The organism is Paraburkholderia caffeinilytica (assembly GCF_046030355.1).
Classification (GTDB): Bacteria; Pseudomonadota; Gammaproteobacteria; order Burkholderiales; family Burkholderiaceae; genus Paraburkholderia; species Paraburkholderia caffeinilytica_B.
Window position 1 is genome coordinate 294,820 of the sequence record NZ_JAQQCQ010000006.1, and the last position, 16,264, is coordinate 311,083.

13 protein-coding genes are annotated in these 16,264 nt (G+C 60.0%); 7 read left to right on the plus strand and 6 right to left on the minus strand.

The annotated features are described in order from the left end of the window. Positions 1–17 precede the first annotated feature (17 nt). Complete coding sequence (gene xylB / locus PQQ95_RS12590) at positions 18–1,499, minus strand: xylulokinase (protein ID WP_408437699.1); 1,482 nt, start codon at positions 1,497–1,499, stop codon at positions 18–20. Positions 1,500–1,590: 91 nt separating this feature from the next. Next, the gene (dalD, locus tag PQQ95_RS12595; RefSeq protein ID WP_408437700.1) at positions 1,591–3,003 is read right to left on the minus strand and encodes a D-arabinitol 4-dehydrogenase; all 1,413 of its coding nucleotides are present in this window, start codon (positions 3,001–3,003) and stop codon (positions 1,591–1,593) included. A 387-nt stretch (positions 3,004–3,390) separates the two neighbouring features. Between dalD and PQQ95_RS12600 the strand changes: the two genes are divergently transcribed. The 7 genes from PQQ95_RS12600 to PQQ95_RS12630 all read left to right on the plus strand — a co-directional run bounded on the left by PQQ95_RS12600 (position 3,391) and on the right by PQQ95_RS12630 (position 11,491). Next, complete coding sequence (locus PQQ95_RS12600; protein ID WP_408437701.1) at positions 3,391–4,371, plus strand: AraC family transcriptional regulator; 981 nt, start codon at positions 3,391–3,393, stop codon at positions 4,369–4,371. Positions 4,372–4,502: 131 nt separating this feature from the next. Beyond that, entirely contained in the window at positions 4,503–5,456 is a 954-nt protein-coding gene (locus PQQ95_RS12605) for an ABC transporter substrate-binding protein (RefSeq protein ID WP_408437702.1), read from the plus strand. 62 nt (positions 5,457–5,518) lie between these two features. Beyond that, entirely contained in the window at positions 5,519–7,039 is a 1,521-nt protein-coding gene (locus PQQ95_RS12610; protein WP_408437703.1) for a sugar ABC transporter ATP-binding protein, read from the plus strand. Then, complete coding sequence (locus tag PQQ95_RS12615) at positions 7,026–8,033, plus strand: ABC transporter permease (protein ID WP_408437704.1); 1,008 nt, start codon at positions 7,026–7,028, stop codon at positions 8,031–8,033. The genes PQQ95_RS12610 and PQQ95_RS12615 overlap by 14 nt, the downstream gene beginning before the upstream one ends. 33 nt (positions 8,034–8,066) lie before the next feature. Beyond that, complete coding sequence (locus PQQ95_RS12620) at positions 8,067–9,161, plus strand: alcohol dehydrogenase catalytic domain-containing protein (RefSeq protein ID WP_408437705.1); 1,095 nt, start codon at positions 8,067–8,069, stop codon at positions 9,159–9,161. A 51-nt stretch (positions 9,162–9,212) separates the two neighbouring features. Continuing rightward, positions 9,213–10,757, plus strand: a complete 1,545-nt coding sequence (locus PQQ95_RS12625; RefSeq protein ID WP_408437706.1) for an FGGY-family carbohydrate kinase — start codon at positions 9,213–9,215, stop codon at positions 10,755–10,757. Beyond that, a complete protein-coding gene (locus PQQ95_RS12630; protein WP_408437707.1) occupies positions 10,754–11,491 on the plus strand; it encodes an SDR family oxidoreductase in 738 nt (245 codons plus the stop codon). The genes PQQ95_RS12625 and PQQ95_RS12630 overlap by 4 nt, the downstream gene beginning before the upstream one ends. 361 nt (positions 11,492–11,852) lie before the next feature. Here PQQ95_RS12630 and PQQ95_RS12635 read toward each other — a convergent pair whose 3' ends face one another. From PQQ95_RS12635 to kynU, 4 genes are all read right to left on the minus strand, one after another. Next, positions 11,853–12,092 carry a hypothetical protein gene (locus tag PQQ95_RS12635; RefSeq protein ID WP_408437708.1) on the minus strand — a complete coding sequence of 80 codons (240 nt, stop codon included), beginning with the start codon at positions 12,090–12,092 and terminating at the stop codon, positions 11,853–11,855. Between the two features lie 1,044 nt (positions 12,093–13,136). Next, positions 13,137–13,622 (minus strand): hypothetical protein, encoded by a 486-nt coding sequence (locus PQQ95_RS12640; protein ID WP_408437709.1) that lies wholly within the window; start codon positions 13,620–13,622, stop codon positions 13,137–13,139. Between the two features lie 390 nt (positions 13,623–14,012). Then, the gene (gene kynA / locus PQQ95_RS12645) at positions 14,013–14,957 is read right to left on the minus strand and encodes a tryptophan 2,3-dioxygenase (protein WP_408437710.1); all 945 of its coding nucleotides are present in this window, start codon (positions 14,955–14,957) and stop codon (positions 14,013–14,015) included. A gap of 10 nt (positions 14,958–14,967) precedes the next feature. Further along, complete coding sequence (gene kynU / locus PQQ95_RS12650; RefSeq protein WP_408437711.1) at positions 14,968–16,218, minus strand: kynureninase; 1,251 nt, start codon at positions 16,216–16,218, stop codon at positions 14,968–14,970. Positions 16,219–16,264: the final 46 nt, after the last annotated feature.

Genomic DNA, 16,264 nt, shown 5'->3' on the forward strand with positions numbered 1-16,264 from the left:
CGGCTGTGCTTTGCCGGTTAGGCGAGCGGTTGCCGCGCGGGGTCGAACAGCGGCCGCACATGGCGGTAGAGCGCGCGATACGCTTCGAGCCGGTTGCGCAGTTCGGCATGCCGTCGCGGGTTCGGCGTGAACTCCTTTTCGATCGGCGGCTTGGTCAGCACCTTGGCGGGATCGCCGCCGGCCGCCAGCCAACCGAGGCGTGCCGCACCGAGCGCCGCGCCGGTTTCGCCGCCGCCATGCTTGCGCGTGGCGGTGTCGAGCGCATCGGCGAGCAGTTGTGCCCAGTAGTCGCTGCGCGCGCCGCCACCGAGCAGGGACAGCGCTTTCGCTTCGGTGCCGGCCGCGCGCAATGCGTCGAGGCCGTCCGTGAGCGCGAGCGTCACGCCTTCGAGTACCGCATAGCCGAGCAACGCGCGATCGGTCGCGTGATTCATGCCGAAGAACACGCCCTGCGCATACGGATCGTTGTGCGGCGTGCGTTCACCTGACAGATAAGGCAGAAAGAGCGGGGCAGTCGTCAGCGCTTCTGCGGGGAGCGCCTCGATTTCGGCGAGCAGGGTTGGCTCGTCGGTGGAGGTCAGCTTGCAGACCCAACGCAAACAGCTTGCCGCCGACAGCACCACGCTCATTTGATGCCAGCGATCCGGAATCGCGTGACAGAACGCATGCACCGCGGAGGCGGGATTCGGCCGGAAACTATCGCCGACCACGCACAGCACACCGGATGTGCCGAGCGAAACGAAGCCGTCGCCCGGTTGCGTCGCGCCGATGCCGATCGCGCTCGTGGCATTGTCGCCGCCGCCGGCAGCGACGATGACGCCGTCGCTCAAACCGAACTCGCGCGCCACTTCGGGCAGCAGGGTGCCGGACGGCTCGCTGCCTTCGCAGAGGCCAGGCATCTGCGCGCGCGTCATGTTGCAAGCGGCGAGCAGCGAATCGGACCAGTCGCGTTTGGCGACGTCGAGCCACAACGTGCCGGCTGCATCCGATGGATCGGATACCTTGCCGCCGGTCAGTTGCAGACGCAGGTAGTCCTTCGGCAGCAGCACGCAGGCGGTTTGCGCGAAGATTTCGGGTTCGTGGCGCGCAACCCAGAGCAGCTTCGGCGCGGTGAAACCGGGCATCGCGAGATTGCCGGCCACGGTGTGCAGCTCCGGCGCGCGCTCGGTCAACTCCGCGCATTCCTTGTCGCTGCGCATGTCGTTCCATAGGATCGCGGGCCGTAACACGCGATTCTGCGCATCCAGCAAGACGGCCCCGTGCATTTGCCCCGAGAGGCCGATGCCGTGAATCTGCGCGAACTCGTCGGGATGTTTGGCGCGCAACGCGGCCAGCGCCGTGCGCGTGCCGGCCCACCAGTCTTCGGGATTCTGTTCGGCCCAGCGCTGATGCGGGCGCGAGACGGTAAAGGGTGAGCCAGCGGTGCCGATCACGCGTCCATCGGAGGCGAGCAGCAGGACTTTCACTTCGGACGTGCCGAGGTCGATGCCGAGATACATGGGCGCGAAACCTTCGTCGTTAGGGATGCGTTACTTTAGCCGCAAGCGCCAAGCGGTGCCATGCGCATTAAGCCTGGCACCGGCGCACGAATCACGCTGCGCCGCGTTTGGCCAGCCACACGTCGACACGCGCCAACGCGCCCGCCAATGCCGATTCCAACTCCGGCGTCTGCGCCATGCTGCCCCATAGCAGCCGGTCAGCAGCGAACGCCTGCAACGGATCGGGGGCGGCAAAGAAGCCGCGCGCAACGTTTTCATCCATCACGCCATCCTGATACGCATACGGCAGTGCGCCGGCGTTCCAGCGCTCCAGAAAGCGGAAGAACAGCGCCGGCAGCATCGCCGTGGCCGCAGGCGTGACGCCACGTTCGAAGCATTCCGAGAGCGTCGGCGCGATAAAGCCGGGCAGCTTCGAAAAACCATCGGCCGCGACGCGCTGATTGGTGTCCTGGATGTAGGGATTGCCGAAGCGTTCGAGCACGACGTCGCGATAGCGTTCGAGATCGAGCGGGCTCGGCGTGAGGCACGGAATCACATCTTCGGTCACGTAGTCGAAGGCGAACTTGTTGATGTCCGGGTCAAGCGTCCCTTCGTGGATGTAGTTCAGTCCGACCAGCGTGCCCGCCCACGCAATGCAGCTATGCGTCGCGTTGAGAATGCGGATCTTCGCTTCTTCATACGGCAGCACCGAGTCGACCAGTTCCGCGCCGACCTTTTCCCACGCGGGGCGTCCGGCGATGAAACGGTCTTCGATGACCCATTGGATAAAGGCTTCGCCCATCACCGGACAGGCATCGTCGACACCGGTGGCGGCTTTGACGCGTTCACGCACGTCGGCCGTTGGACGCGGCGTAATGCGATCGACCATCGAACTCGGACACGCGGTGTTGTCGTCGAACCATTGCGCCAGGTCGTTTGCGCCGCGCCGTTCGAGAAACTCGCTCATACCCGCATGAAAACGCTCGCCGTTGCTGCGCAGGTTATCGCAGGTCTGCAGCGTCACCGGACCGGCGCCGCGTTTCATGCGGGCGTCGAGAATGGCGGCGAGCGCGCCGTAAATCGTCGTGTGGCCGCCGTTCAGGTCAGCCGCGAGATCGGCATTGGCCGTGTCGAGTTCGTCCTGTTCGTCGAGGTAATAACCGCCTTCGGTGACGGTGAACGCAATGATCTTGCAGGCCGGATCGGCGCCTGCTTCGATCAACGCATCGAGACTCTCGGTCCATGGCACCACGCGCTCGATCGAACGAATCGTCTCGTACGCGCGCTCGCCCTGTGGCGTGACGGTTTCGAGCGTATAGACGCCGTCTTGCGCGGCGAGCGCCTCGAGCACTGCGTTCATATCGCTGCGGATATTGCCGACCGTTAGCGACCAGTGCGGCTCGCCCGCCACCTTCGCCTCGTTCAACCGATGGAGATACCACGCCTGATGCGCGCGATGAAACGATCCCGCGCCGATGTGCAGGATCACGTGTGCGGCCGTGCCGCTGACTTGCCCGCTGTTCATGTGCGTCTCCTGAATGTCCTTGATCGCACGGCTCGGAGCCTGCGTTTTTTCTTGAGGTGGAGCATTTGCTCTGTCTGTGAGCGAATGATCGTACCCGGCGAAACGAATGTCAAGGCGACGCCGACGGCTTTTCGTGGCGCAGCGCGGCGCGGCGGGGCTTTGGGCGCGACTCGCAGGGCGCGTGCGCGTTATGGGACGTGTCTCGCCGTGCGTATTGCATTGCATCAAATTTGACTTTCCCCGCGCCAGGACTAACCCGAATGCAAAAAAGTATCGGTCTGCGGTTTGATTTTTAGTGGTGGATCAGGCTGTAGAGGGCTACTTTTCGCTATACAAGACGAAGTTCAGCGGCACTCGCAACACGCCGCTTCATGGAGGAAGACGCGAATGCAACCCGATCTGGAAGTCGTCGCCGTACGGCGCGACGAATCCTTCAAAGTGTGGTCGCACGGCTATCCGTATCGCACGGTGCGCTGGCACTTTCACCCGGAATACGAAATCCATCTGATCGTGGCGACGACCGGCAAGATGTTCGTCGGCGACCATATCAGCAGCTTTGCGCCCGGCAACCTGGTGTTGATGGGACCGAACCTGCCGCACAACTGGGTCAGCGACGTGCCGGACGGCGAGACGATCGCGCAGCGCAATCTCGTCGTTCAGTTCGGTCAGGAGTTCGTGTCGAGTTGCATGGGCAGTTTTCCGGAGTGGCGCCAGGTCGAGGCCCTGCTCGCTGACTCGCGCCGCGGCGTGTCGTTTGGCGCGCAAACGAGCGCCGCGATTCAGCCGCTGTTCCTCGAATTACTGGCTGCGCGCGGACTGCGCCGCCTCGTGCTGTTCATGTCGATGCTCGAGATCCTGATGAACGCCGAGGACCGCGAGATGCTCGCGAGTCCCGCGTATCAGGCCGATCCGACCGGTTTCGCGTCGACCCGTATCAATCACGCGCTCTCGTATATCGGCAAGAACCTGTCCAACGATCTGCGCGAATCGGATCTCGCGCAACTTGCCGGGCAAAGCGTGAGTGCGTTCTCGCGTTACTTTCGCCGTCATACAGGGTTGCCGTTCGTGCAGTACGTGAACCGCATGCGCATCAATCTCGCATGCCAACTGCTCACCGACGAAGACCTGAGCGTGACCGATATCTGCTTCAAGGCTGGCTTCAACAACCTGTCGAATTTCAACCGGCAGTTCCTCGCGGTGAAAGGCATGGCGCCTTCGAAATTCCGCCACTACCAGCAATTGAACGACGCGAGCCGCGACGCCTCTGAAGAAGCCGCCGCGCGCGGCGCGGGCATCGACAATGCGCCCGCGATCGTGCTTGCGCCAGGTTTGCCACGCAGCGCCGCGGCTGCCTATCCACCGACGTAGTCCTCCACCAGGCTTTAAGCCGAAGCGTTTCACTTCACCCGAGTTTCAACACCTATCGCGCTGCCCCGGGACAGCGTGAGGGACGTGCTCATCTATCACCTCAACGAACAGTTTTAATAACGGAGACAACCATGACGCAATCCACTTCCAGGCAGACATCGTTGAAGACCTTCGCGCGCAGCACAGCTGCGTTGGCGACGCTGGCATTCGGCCTGTCGTTCATCGCCGCGCCGGCCGCACAGGCCGCACCGCTGAAGATCGGCATGACGTTTCAGGAGTTGAACAACCCGTACTTCGTGACGATGCAAAAAGCGCTGAACGACGCGGCCGCGTCGATTGGCGCGACGGTCGTCGTTACGGACGCGCATCACGACGTCAGCAAGCAGGTGAGCGATGTCGAAGACATGTTGCAAAAGAAGATCGACATCCTGCTCGTGAATCCGACCGATTCGACCGGCATTCAATCGGCCGTGACGTCGGCCAAGAAAGCGGGCGTGGTGGTGGTCGCCGTCGATGCGAACGCGAACGGCCCGGTCGATTCCTTCGTCGGTTCCAAGAATTTCGACGCGGGCGAGATGGCTTGCGATTATCTGGCGAAATCGATTGGCGGCAGCGGCGAAGTGGCGATTCTCGACGGCATTCCAGTGGTGCCGATTCTCGAACGGGTGCGCGGCTGCAAGGCGGCGCTGGCGAAAGTGCCGGGCATCAAACTCGTGGATACGCAAAACGGTAAGCAGGAACGCGCGACCGCGCTGTCCGTCACCGAGAACATGATTCAGGCGCATCCGAATCTGAAGGGCGTGTTCAGCGTGAACGACGGCGGTTCGATGGGCGCGCTTTCGGCGATTGAATCGTCGGGCAAGGACATCAAGCTGACCAGCGTCGACGGTGCGCCGGAAGCGATCGCCGCGATCCAGAAACCGAATTCCAAGTTCATCGAAACGTCCGCGCAATTTCCGGCCGACCAGGTGCGGATCGCGCTCGGCATCGCGCTTGCGAAGAAGTGGGGCGCCAATGTACCGAAAGCCATTCCGGTCGACGTGAAGATGATCGACAAGAGCAATGCCAAGGGCTTCAGCTGGTAAGCCGAATGTTCGTCGCCGTGATTCCTGGATGAACATGGCGACGAGCAGCAGAGGAGGACCCGATGGACACGATACTCAAGCTCGACAACATCACCAAAAGCTTTCCCGGCGTGAAGGCGTTGCAAGGCATTCACCTGGAAATTGCGCGCGGCGAGATTCACGCCTTGCTCGGCGAAAACGGCGCGGGCAAATCGACGTTGATGAAGATCCTGTCTGGCATCTATCAGCCTGACGAAGGCACGATCACGATCGCGGGCGAAACGCGCCACTTCACGAATTACCACGATGCGGTTGCGGCGGGCGTCGGTATCGTGTTTCAGGAGTTCAGCCTGATTCCGTATCTGAACGCGGTGGAGAACATGTTTCTTGGCCGTGAGCTGAAGAACGGTTTGGGTTTGCTCGAACGCGGAAAGATGCGGCGCGCGGCCGCCGCGATCTTTCATCGGCTGGGTGTGGCAATCGACTTGACGGTGCCGATCCGGGAGCTGTCGGTCGCGCAGCAGCAGTTCGTGGAAATTGGCAAGGCGTTGTCTCTGGAAGCGCGCATCCTGATTCTGGATGAGCCGACCGCCACGCTGACGCCGGCCGAAGCCGAGCATCTGTTTGCGATCATGCGTGACCTGAAGACGCAAGGCGTCGCGATGATCTTCATCTCGCATCACCTTGAAGAAATCTTCGAGGTGTGCGATCGCATTACGGTGCTGCGCGACGGTCAGTACGTCGGCATGACCGAGGTCGCGCAATCCAATGTGAGCCGTCTTGTGGAAATGATGGTGGGGCGCCGCATCGAAAACAGTTTTCCGCCGAAGCCGCCGCTCTGCACCGATGCGAAGATCGTGCTCGACGTCGAGAAGCTGCAGTTGCAGAAAGACAGTCCCATGCTGAGCTTTACGCTGCGTGAGGGCGAGATTCTCGGCTTCGCAGGACTGGTCGGGTCGGGTCGCACGGAAACCGCGCTGGCGGTGATCGGCGCGGACCCGGCGTATGTGAAAGAAATCCGCATCAACGGCACGGCCGCCAAACTCTCCGATCCCGCCGATGCGCTGCGCGCCGGCGTCGGCATCTTGCCGGAGAGCCGCAAGACCGAAGGTCTGATCACCGATTTCTCGATCAAGCAGAACATCTCGATCAACAACCTCGGCAAATACCGCTCGCTGCGTTTCTTCATCGACCAGGGCAGTGAAACGCGCGCCACCGCTGACATCATGAAGCGCGTCGGTGTCAAAGCGCCGACGATGCACACCGAAGTCGCGACACTCTCCGGCGGCAATCAGCAAAAAGTGGTGATCGCCCGCTGGCTGAATCATCACACCCATATCCTCATCTTCGACGAACCGACGCGCGGCATCGACGTCGGCGCCAAAGCCGAAATCTATCTGCTGATGCGCGAACTCACCGCGCGCGGCTATTCGATCATCATGATCTCGTCTGAACTGCCGGAGATTGTCGGCATGTGTGACCGCGTCGCCGTGTTCCGGCAGGGCCGGATCGAAGCGATGCTCGAAGGCGAAGAGATCGACTCGAACGCCGTGATGACTTATGCAACAGCCGGCACCCGTGGAGCCACTCATGAACACGCCTAATCCTTCTTCATCGCCGAAACCGTCGACCGTCAGCAGTGACACCCCGGGCGCACCCGTGCGCTTTACGTGGGCCGCGTTGAAACGCTCGACGCTGTTCTATCCGTTCATCGGCTTGCTGGTGGTGTGCATCGTGATGGTGTTCGCGAGCGACAGCTTCCTCTCCGGCGCGAATATCGAGAACGTGCTGCGCCAGGTGTCGATTAACGCAATCATTGCTGTTGGGATGACGTGCGTGATTCTGACTGGTGGTATCGATCTCTCCGTTGGCTCCGTGATGGCTTTGGCGGGCACGCTCGCCGCGGGCTTGATGGTGGCCGGGATGAATGCCGTCGCTGCTTTGGCGGTCGGCATTGCGGTCGGTTTGGGCTTTGGTGCGGCCAACGGTTTCTTCGTCGCATTCGCCGGCATGCCGCCGATCATCGTCACGCTTGCGACGATGGGTATCGCCCGCGGTCTCGCACTGATCTACACAGGGGGTTATCCGATCGACGGCCTGCCCGACTGGGTCAGCTTCTTCGGCAGCGGCAAGATCCTCGGTATCCAGGCGCCGGTCGTGATCATGGTGGTGATCTACGCGATCGCATGGGTGTTGCTCGAACGCATGCCGTTCGGCCGCTACGTATACGCGATTGGCGGCAACGAACAGGCGACGCGTCTGTCTGGCGTGCGTGTGGCGCGCGTGAAACTGATTGTTTATTCAATTGCCGGTTTGACCTCCGCTTTCGCCGCCATCGTGTTGACCGCGCGCTTGATGAGCGGCCAGCCGAACGCGGGCATCGGCTTCGAACTCGATGCCATCGCCGCCGTGGTGATGGGCGGCACTTCGATTTCCGGCGGGCGTGGTTCGATCATCGGCACGCTGATCGGCGCGTTGCTACTGGGCGTGTTGAACAACGGTCTGAACATGGTCGGCGTGAATCCCTATGTGCAGAACGTGATCAAGGGCGGAATTATTTTATTGGCTATCTACATCAGTCGCGACCGCAGAAAGTAACTCTTAAACGACCTCTTTTAGCAGGACCATGCAATGACTCAATCCACGCAATCCGATAAGCAAAACATGACGGCGATCGTCTGCCACGCACCGAAAGACTATCGCGTCGAACAGGTGTCGAGGCCCAAGGCTCGCGCGCATGAACTGGTGATCCGCATTGCCGCGTGCGGCATCTGCGCGAGCGACTGCAAATGTCATTCGGGCGCGAAGATGTTCTGGGGCGGCCCGAGCCCGTGGGTCAAAGCGCCGGTGATTCCGGGCCACGAGTTCTTCGGTTTCGTCGAAGAAATCGGCGAAGGCGCGGCCGATCACTTCGGCGTGACGATTGGCGATCGCGTGATTGCCGAACAGATCGTGCCGTGCGGCAAGTGCCGCTATTGCAAATCCGGCCAGTACTGGATGTGTGAAGTGCACAACATCTTCGGCTTTCAGCGCGAAGTTGCGGACGGCGGCATGGCCGAGTACATGCGCATTCCGCCGACGGCAATCGTCCACAAGATTCCCGACGGCATCTCGCTCGAAGATGCCGCGATTATCGAACCGCTCGCATGTGCGATCCACACCGTGAATCGCGGCGATCTGCAACTCGATGACGTGGTGGTGATTGCCGGTGCCGGTCCGCTTGGCTTGATGATGACGCAAGTCGCGCATCTGAAGACGCCGAAGAAGCTCGTGGTGATCGATCTGGTTGAAGAGCGTCTGGCGCTTGCACGCGAATACGGTGCGGACGTGACGATCAACCCGAAGCAGGACGACGCGCTGGCGATCATCCATTCGCTGACCGACGGCTATGGCTGTGACGTCTACATCGAAACGACCGGTGCGCCGATCGGCGTCAATCAGGGCATGGAGATGATTCGCAAGCTGGGACGCTTCGTCGAGTTCTCCGTGTTCGGTGCGGATACGACACTGGACTGGTCCGTGATCGGCGACCGCAAGGAACTCGATGTGCGCGGCGCGCATCTGGGTCCATACTGTTATCCGATTGCGATCGATTTGCTGGCCCGCGGACTCGTGACGTCGAAGGGTATTGTCACGCATGGTTTTTCGCTGGAAGAATGGGACGAAGCGATCAAGGTTGCCAACTCGCTCGATTCGATCAAGGTGTTGATGAAGCCGCGTGCCTGAGCGCCTGGCGCGGCGCGGGGCAAGGACGAGCGGCACATAAACGGAGACTGTATGGACTACGTCATCGGCGTCGATATCGGCACGCAGAGCACCAAGGCGCTGCTGGTCGATCAGCACGGCGCGATCGTCGCGCAGCATGCGTCGAGCTATCAGCCGGATACACCCAAGCCGCTATGGGCCGAGCAATGGCCGGCGGTGTGGTTGAAAGCGGTGGTGGAATGCATCGCGGCGTGCGTGCGCAAGGCGAAGGAGGCGGGCGTCGCCGCGAAGTCGATCAAGGCCGTGTGTGTGAGCAGCCTGTATGGCGGATCGGGGATTCCTGTCGATAGCGATATGCGGCCGCTTTATCCCTGTCTGATCTGGATGGACCGGCGTGCGACCGATCAGGTCGAGTGGGTGCGCGCCAACATCGACCTTGAACGGTTGTATGCGATCACGGGCAATAGCGTGGACAGCTACTACGGGTACACGAAGATGTTGTGGCTGCGTGATCATGAGCCGGAGGTGTGGGCGCATACGCGTTACTTCCTGCCGCCGAACGCCTATGTGATTTATAGCCTGACCGGCGAGGTCGCCGTCGATCACAGTTCGGCGGGCAATATCGGCGGTATCTACGATATGGGTCGACGCGACTGGTCGGATGAAGCACTCGACATGCTCGGCATTCCTGCGACGATGATGCCGGAGCGGCTGGTGGAATCGTCGGAAGTGGTGGGTGGGTTGTTGTCGCAATGGACCGAACAGTTAGGGCTGGAGGCGGGCACGGCGATCGTCGCGGGCGGCGTGGATGCAGCGGTGGCGACGTTTGCCGCGGGTGTGACGCGCGCGGGACAACACGTTGCCATGATCGGTACGAGTATGTGCTGGGGATATATCAACCAGACCGTCGATGCGCGACATGGGCTGATCAGCATGCCGCATGTGTTCAATGGTCAGCACGATATTTATGTATTTGGCGGGGCGATTACAGCGGGTGCTTCCGTGACGTGGTATCGCGAGCAGTTCTGTCATGCGGAGACCGAGGCCGCGCGCGCGATGCCAAATGGGGATCCGCATCGCCTGCTTGAAGAGAGCGCGTCCCGGATTCCGGCAGGCGCTGACGGGGTGATGTTCTTGCCGTATCTGATGGGCGAACGAAGCCCTGTGTGGGATGCGAAAGCGAGTGGGGCGTTTGTTGGCTTGAGCCTGTTTCACACGCGTGCGCATTTGTATCGTGCGGTGTTGGAGGGCGTGTCCTTCGCATTGAAACATAACATCGAAGCGGGGCGTAAAGGCGCGCAGTCGCTCGATGACAAGTTGATCGTGGTGGGCGGCGCCGCGCATTCGGATCTATGGATGCAGATCATTACCGACATTACCGGCTATCCGGTCTATACGATCGAGCAGGACGTGGAGGCGGCAATGGGCGCGGCGTTGCTGGCCGGTGTCGGCGTCGGTCTGGTATCGCGTGAAGAGGCGCAGAACGGATGGGTCACGCTGATTGAACGCGCGGAGCCGAACGCGCAACGAATGGCGTTGTACGAACAGCGGTTCGGTGTTTATACGGATTTGTATCCGGCGTTGAAGCCGGTCATGCATCGGTTGCAGACATCATGAATGCTACTTTTGATTTTTCTGGTCGCTCGATTCTTGTGACGGGGGCGTCGAGTGGCATCGGACGGGCGACGGTGGAAGCGTTGTGCGCGTCTGGTGCGAGTGTGGTCGCGGCGGCGCGGAATGTGAACGAGCTCGCGCGGCTGGCTGAGGAAACGGGCTGCGAACCGCTGATGCTCGATGTGAGCGATGAAGCCGCTATTGATGAAGCGTTGGGTTCGCTCGAAGCGTTCGATGGGCTCGTGAATTGTGCAGGGATTGCTTTGTTGGAGCGTGCGGTGGATACGACCGGTGCGAGTTTCGATCGCGTGATGGGGGTGAATGCGCGCGGAGCGGTGCTGGTTGCCAAGCATGTGGCGCGCGGGATGATCGATGCTAAACGCGCTGGCAGTATCGTGAATGTTTCCAGTCAGGCTGCGCTCGTGGCGCTGGATGATCATTTGAGTTATTCGGCTTCGAAGGCGGCGCTCGATGCGGTTACGCGGGCTTTGTGTATCGAGTTGGGGCCGTACGGTATTCGGGTGAACAGCGTGAATCCGACAGTGACGTTGACGCCGATGGCGGTGCAGGCTTGGAGTGATCCTGCAAAACGCGATCCGGCTTTGATGGCGATTCCGTTACGGCGCTTCGCGGAGTCTGCGGAGGTCGCCGCGCCGATTATGTTTTTGTTGAGTGACGCGGCTTCGATGATTAGTGGGGTTTGTTTGCCGATTGATGGGGGGTATACGGCGAGGTGATGGATAGCGTGCGAGGGGCGCAGGCTTGCACTCTAACGGCTCGAACGGCGCGCTTTGGCGATAATTCCGCCGGTGAGCGCAAGCAAGAAAGCACTGGCCAATGCACAGCGAAGGGCGAATGCCAAAGCGTGTGCGCCGCACTCGTCGCCGCATTCGACTGTCGAATGTGGCAGCGCGATGTACAGTCCAGTCAAACCGCCAACGATAGCACCGCTGACGAATAGTGCGAGAACGAGCATTGCTGTTTTCACGCAATTTCCCAGAATAAAATCTGCTTCGCGTCCGCGAGATTGGAAAATAGATTCTCCGGCCCGACGCCAATGAGTTCTTTCGCACTGAAGCCGGGAGAGTGGCGGGTGGCTTAGTCTGTGATTCCGCTTACACGCTGACCCTCCGGAACGAGGTCAGGGTGTTGCTTGTAAATAGGGATGAGTGCTTGTTCGAACATCATGTACATGATTTCTCCCATTGCCCGTTTGAAAATTTCAAGATCTTCGGTGGAGCAATGCGCTTGAACAAAGACAATCGCTTCGTTAAGCGATTCATTTATCCCCAACAAGCGGTTGCACACTTCCAGGGCCATTGCCTTATCTTTAATCATGCGTCTACTCCAAATTGACCTATGTAATCTGTGATTCGCTGCCGAGGCATCGCGTGCTCCGGCGCTACACTGACAAGCACTGTTCCTTTTAAGTATCTAGTAGGTTATCCGGAACAGGGTATATCTGCGGGTTGGTGGGTTTGGTGATGTGCGAGCAGAGCCACTTTTCCCTCGACCCGCACACCGAACGGACGTTGGAGCTAGAACAACTTCATCACGAGCCGAGTGATCGGCCCATAGTTCGCAAGGTTCACTCCTAGATCGTTTAGTCTTCCTTGCAAATAATGAATTGTGTCGGAATAACGTAATACTGCTTTTCCGTCACAGTCGACTGCGTAAATCCAGTATAACTTTGGATTTTCCTCGAGAAGGTCGGCGTGCATGCGGGGACATCCGAACGTCAGAGAAACGCGGTTGTTAAATGCCCCAGAGCTGACTGGGCCGGGATTTTTCCTCGGCCTCCTGGTCGGTACATCAACGAATCTTCCCCATGCCTGGTGCCCGTCCGGAAACTCTAACACTACGAATCCGTCGGTCACTAGTGAATAGACGACACTCACCGGCGAATGGATCAGTTCCGCTTCCGATGGATCTGTGAATTTTTGGTAGTCGTTTGCAATTTCCAGGTGGCGCTTCAGTTCTCCGGAAACGATAAATCCGGCGCAGAATATCAGGATGAGGATCCCTCTAGTCCACTTAGCCCTTCGTGTGAGTAGTTGGCTTTCGTTAACTTGCATATCGAGGACTTTGGAGTGTCTTGCGTCCTGAGGTTGATTGCGGAGTCCCACCGCTTCTCAAATGAGAGCGGGCGCATGATGGGGTTGATAGGTAGGTCGACGGAGGCGAAAGCGGGGAAGTCAAAAATCCCCACCTTCGTTGCCAACCCGTAGGAAATGATGGAGAGCAGCGGCGCGCGAACGTAAAAAATCGCGTTGGAGTGTCGACCACGCCTATCAGCTGTAAGGGGATAGGGACTTCGCCCCAGCGGCGTTGGCGTACACCGCCGCCCGACCATCTATCAGGTCCAGTCCAGACGAATGCACGTTAGTGCTTCACAGTCGCCGGCTTTACATCTGTCCGTGCGCATGCGGCATTCCTCACACGCTCCTGCTTACGCGTCACAGCTTTATCCGGCGCAGCTTCTGCTTCCGCCGCAGCTTCCCCTGCCTCTCGTCCCGCCTCCGCAGCATCAGAGAGAAGTTTCGTCGCGAGCTTGGCCGTGATGCGACTGTGCGGAACCCCCTTCGCGTCGAGCGCGATCACCTGGTACAGGTCACGGTCGCATTCAACTTCCTGCTGGTATTGCTCGACCGTATGGAGCAGGTGTTCCAGCAGGTTGCGCTCACGGTGTCGTTCCTCAACCGTCGTCGCGGGGCATCGGGTGATGCTTGCCGCGAGATCAATCAGTGTTCGAAGCTGTTGGATTTGTCGGTCGCACGCGCCAAAAGCCGACAGCGCAAGTTTTTCGTACTGGAGCGCATCAACGGGCGGTCGTGATGCCGTTTGAGTCTTTTTGGTGGTTTTGGTCATGGTGCGATTTCCGATGTGTTTCTGAAACGCCCGACACTCTCTAACAGATAGGGTGAGCGGGCACATAGCGAGTTTGAGAGACCGGCGGTAGTTCAAACCGGCGGGTCTTTCGACCCCCTCACTACGACCCGCCCATTGAATAGACGTGCAGAAGCAAGTACACGACCTACGAATGTAGGTTATGCGAACTACCGTTCAGGCTCTCACACCCGGCCGTCTTCCAACGGCACATAGAAATCTAACCCAACCGTTTTTTAAGACGATCAACCACACAGGCTAAACACGCGAGTTATGACCAATCTTTACATTAAACCCAACATACCTACGGTTCGCCATGTACTGCATGAGCGCGGCCAATGCATCGCGCATTGACCACGACGTAAAGACGCCTTAAAGCATCGTCCTCACATGCCAAAGTTCAGGAAACAAAACGACATCCAGCATCTTCCGCAGATAAGGCGCGCCACTCGTCCCACCCGTGCCTTGCTTGAAGCCAATAATCCGCTCGACCGTCGTCACATGCCTGAATCGCCACTGCCGAAACGCGTCTTCGAGATCGACAAGTTCCTCCGCCATCTCGTACAACTCCCAATGCTGCGACGGATTGCGATATACCTCTAACCACGCAGCCTCAACGGAAGCATCATGCGCAGTAGGCTGCGTCCAATCCCGCTCCAATCTGGAAGGTGAAATCGCAAACCCACGCCGCGCGAGCAGTCGAACCACTTCATCGTAAAACGAAGGTGCTTGCAGCGAAGCCGTCACCTCGGCAAGAACATCCGCCCGGTGCGCGTGCGGCTTCAGCATCTGCTCATTCTTATTGCCGAGCAGAAATTCGATCTGCCGATACTGATAAGACTGAAACCCGGAAGAGCTGCCCAGATACGGTCGCATCGCTGTGTACTCAGACGGCGTCATCGTCGCGAGAACGCTCCATGCCTGCACGAGTTGCTCCATGATCCGCGACACGCGCGCGAGCATCTTGAACGCCGGCGGCAACTCATCGCGATGCACCGCCTTCAAGGCCGCGCGCAACTCATATAGCGCGAGCTTCATCCACAGCTCACTCGTCTGATGCTGGATGATGAACAGCATCTCGTTGTGATCCGGCGATAACGGATGCTGCGCATCCAGCACCGTCCCCAACGAAAGATAATCGCCGTAACTCATCGACTCCGAGAAATCCAGCTGTGCGTCATGCCAGCCATCACCGGAATCGGCGGCAGCAGTGGCCGTAGCCGCAACCGAAGGAGCAACCCCACTACCATGCCCAAACGGACACCCTTGCATCGGCTTCTCTTCCGGCAATCCCGGCGTTTGCATGTGATCGGTCATCGCGCGCTCCTTAGGTCACCGCGCCGCGAGCGGCAAATTCAGGCGCCCGCCAGGTCTCTTGCGTAAGCACCTCGCGCAGCGTCTCCACCGCATCCCACACATCGACAAAGCGCGTATAAAGCGGCGTAAAACCAAACCGCAACACATGCGGCTCGCGATAGTCGCCGATTACGCCACGTGCGATCAGCGCCTGCATCACTTCATAGCCATGCGGATGCTCGAAGCTCGCATGCGATCCGCGCTGCGCATGCTCACGCGGCGTCACGAGCTTCAACGGAAACTCGGCGCACCGCGCTTCGACCAGTTCGATAAACAGATCGGTCAACGCGAGCGACTTCGCGCGGATGGTCTGCATGTCCGTTTGCAGGAACACATCGAGGCCGCATTCGACCAGCGACATCGATACCATCGGCTGCGTGCCGCAGAGGAAGCGGCCGATGCCATCGTCAGGTTGATACGCCGGGTCCATTTTGAACGGCGCGCGATGTCCCCACCAACCGGACAGCGGCTGCGCGAAATCGTTCTGATGCCGCTTCGGCACCCACACGAATGCGGGCGAACCCGGGCCGCCATTCAGATATTTATACGTGCAGCCCACCGCGTAGTCCGCGCCAACGCCATTCAGATCGACCGGCACCGCGCCCGCGGAATGCGCAAGATCCCAGAGCGCGAGCGCGCCCTTATCGTGGATCAGTTGGGTCAGGGCGGCCATGTCGTGCATGTAGCCGGTGCGGTAGTTCACGTGCGTGATCATCGCGATCGCGGTGTCGTCGCTGATCGCGGCAGGCAACTCGGACGGATCGTCGACGAGGCGCAGCTCATAACCGCGGTCGAGCTGTTCGATCAGCCCTTGCGCGATATACAGATCGGTCGGGAAATTCGAGCGCTCGGAGACGATCACGCGACGTTTCGGATCGCGCGCATTCGCCAATCGCACAGCGGCTGACAGAAGCTTGAACAGGTTGATCGAAATCGTGTCGGTGACAACCACTTCGTTGTCAGCCGCGCCGATCAGCGGCGCGAGCTTGTTGCCAAGGCGGCGCGGCAGCTCGAACCAGCCGGCAGTGTTCCAGCTGCGGATGAGACCTTCGCCCCACTCGGCGCCGATCACGGTCTGCGCGCGTTGCGCGGCGGCGGCCGGCGGCACGCCGAGCGAGTTGCCGTCGAGATAGATGGTCGTCGACGACAGCGCGAACTGGTCGCGCAGCGTGGCGAGCGGGTCGGCGCTATCGAGCGCTACGGCTTCTTCACGAGTATTCATGATGGGTCCAGTCAATCAGATCAGGGAGTTCGGTGAATGCGATGAG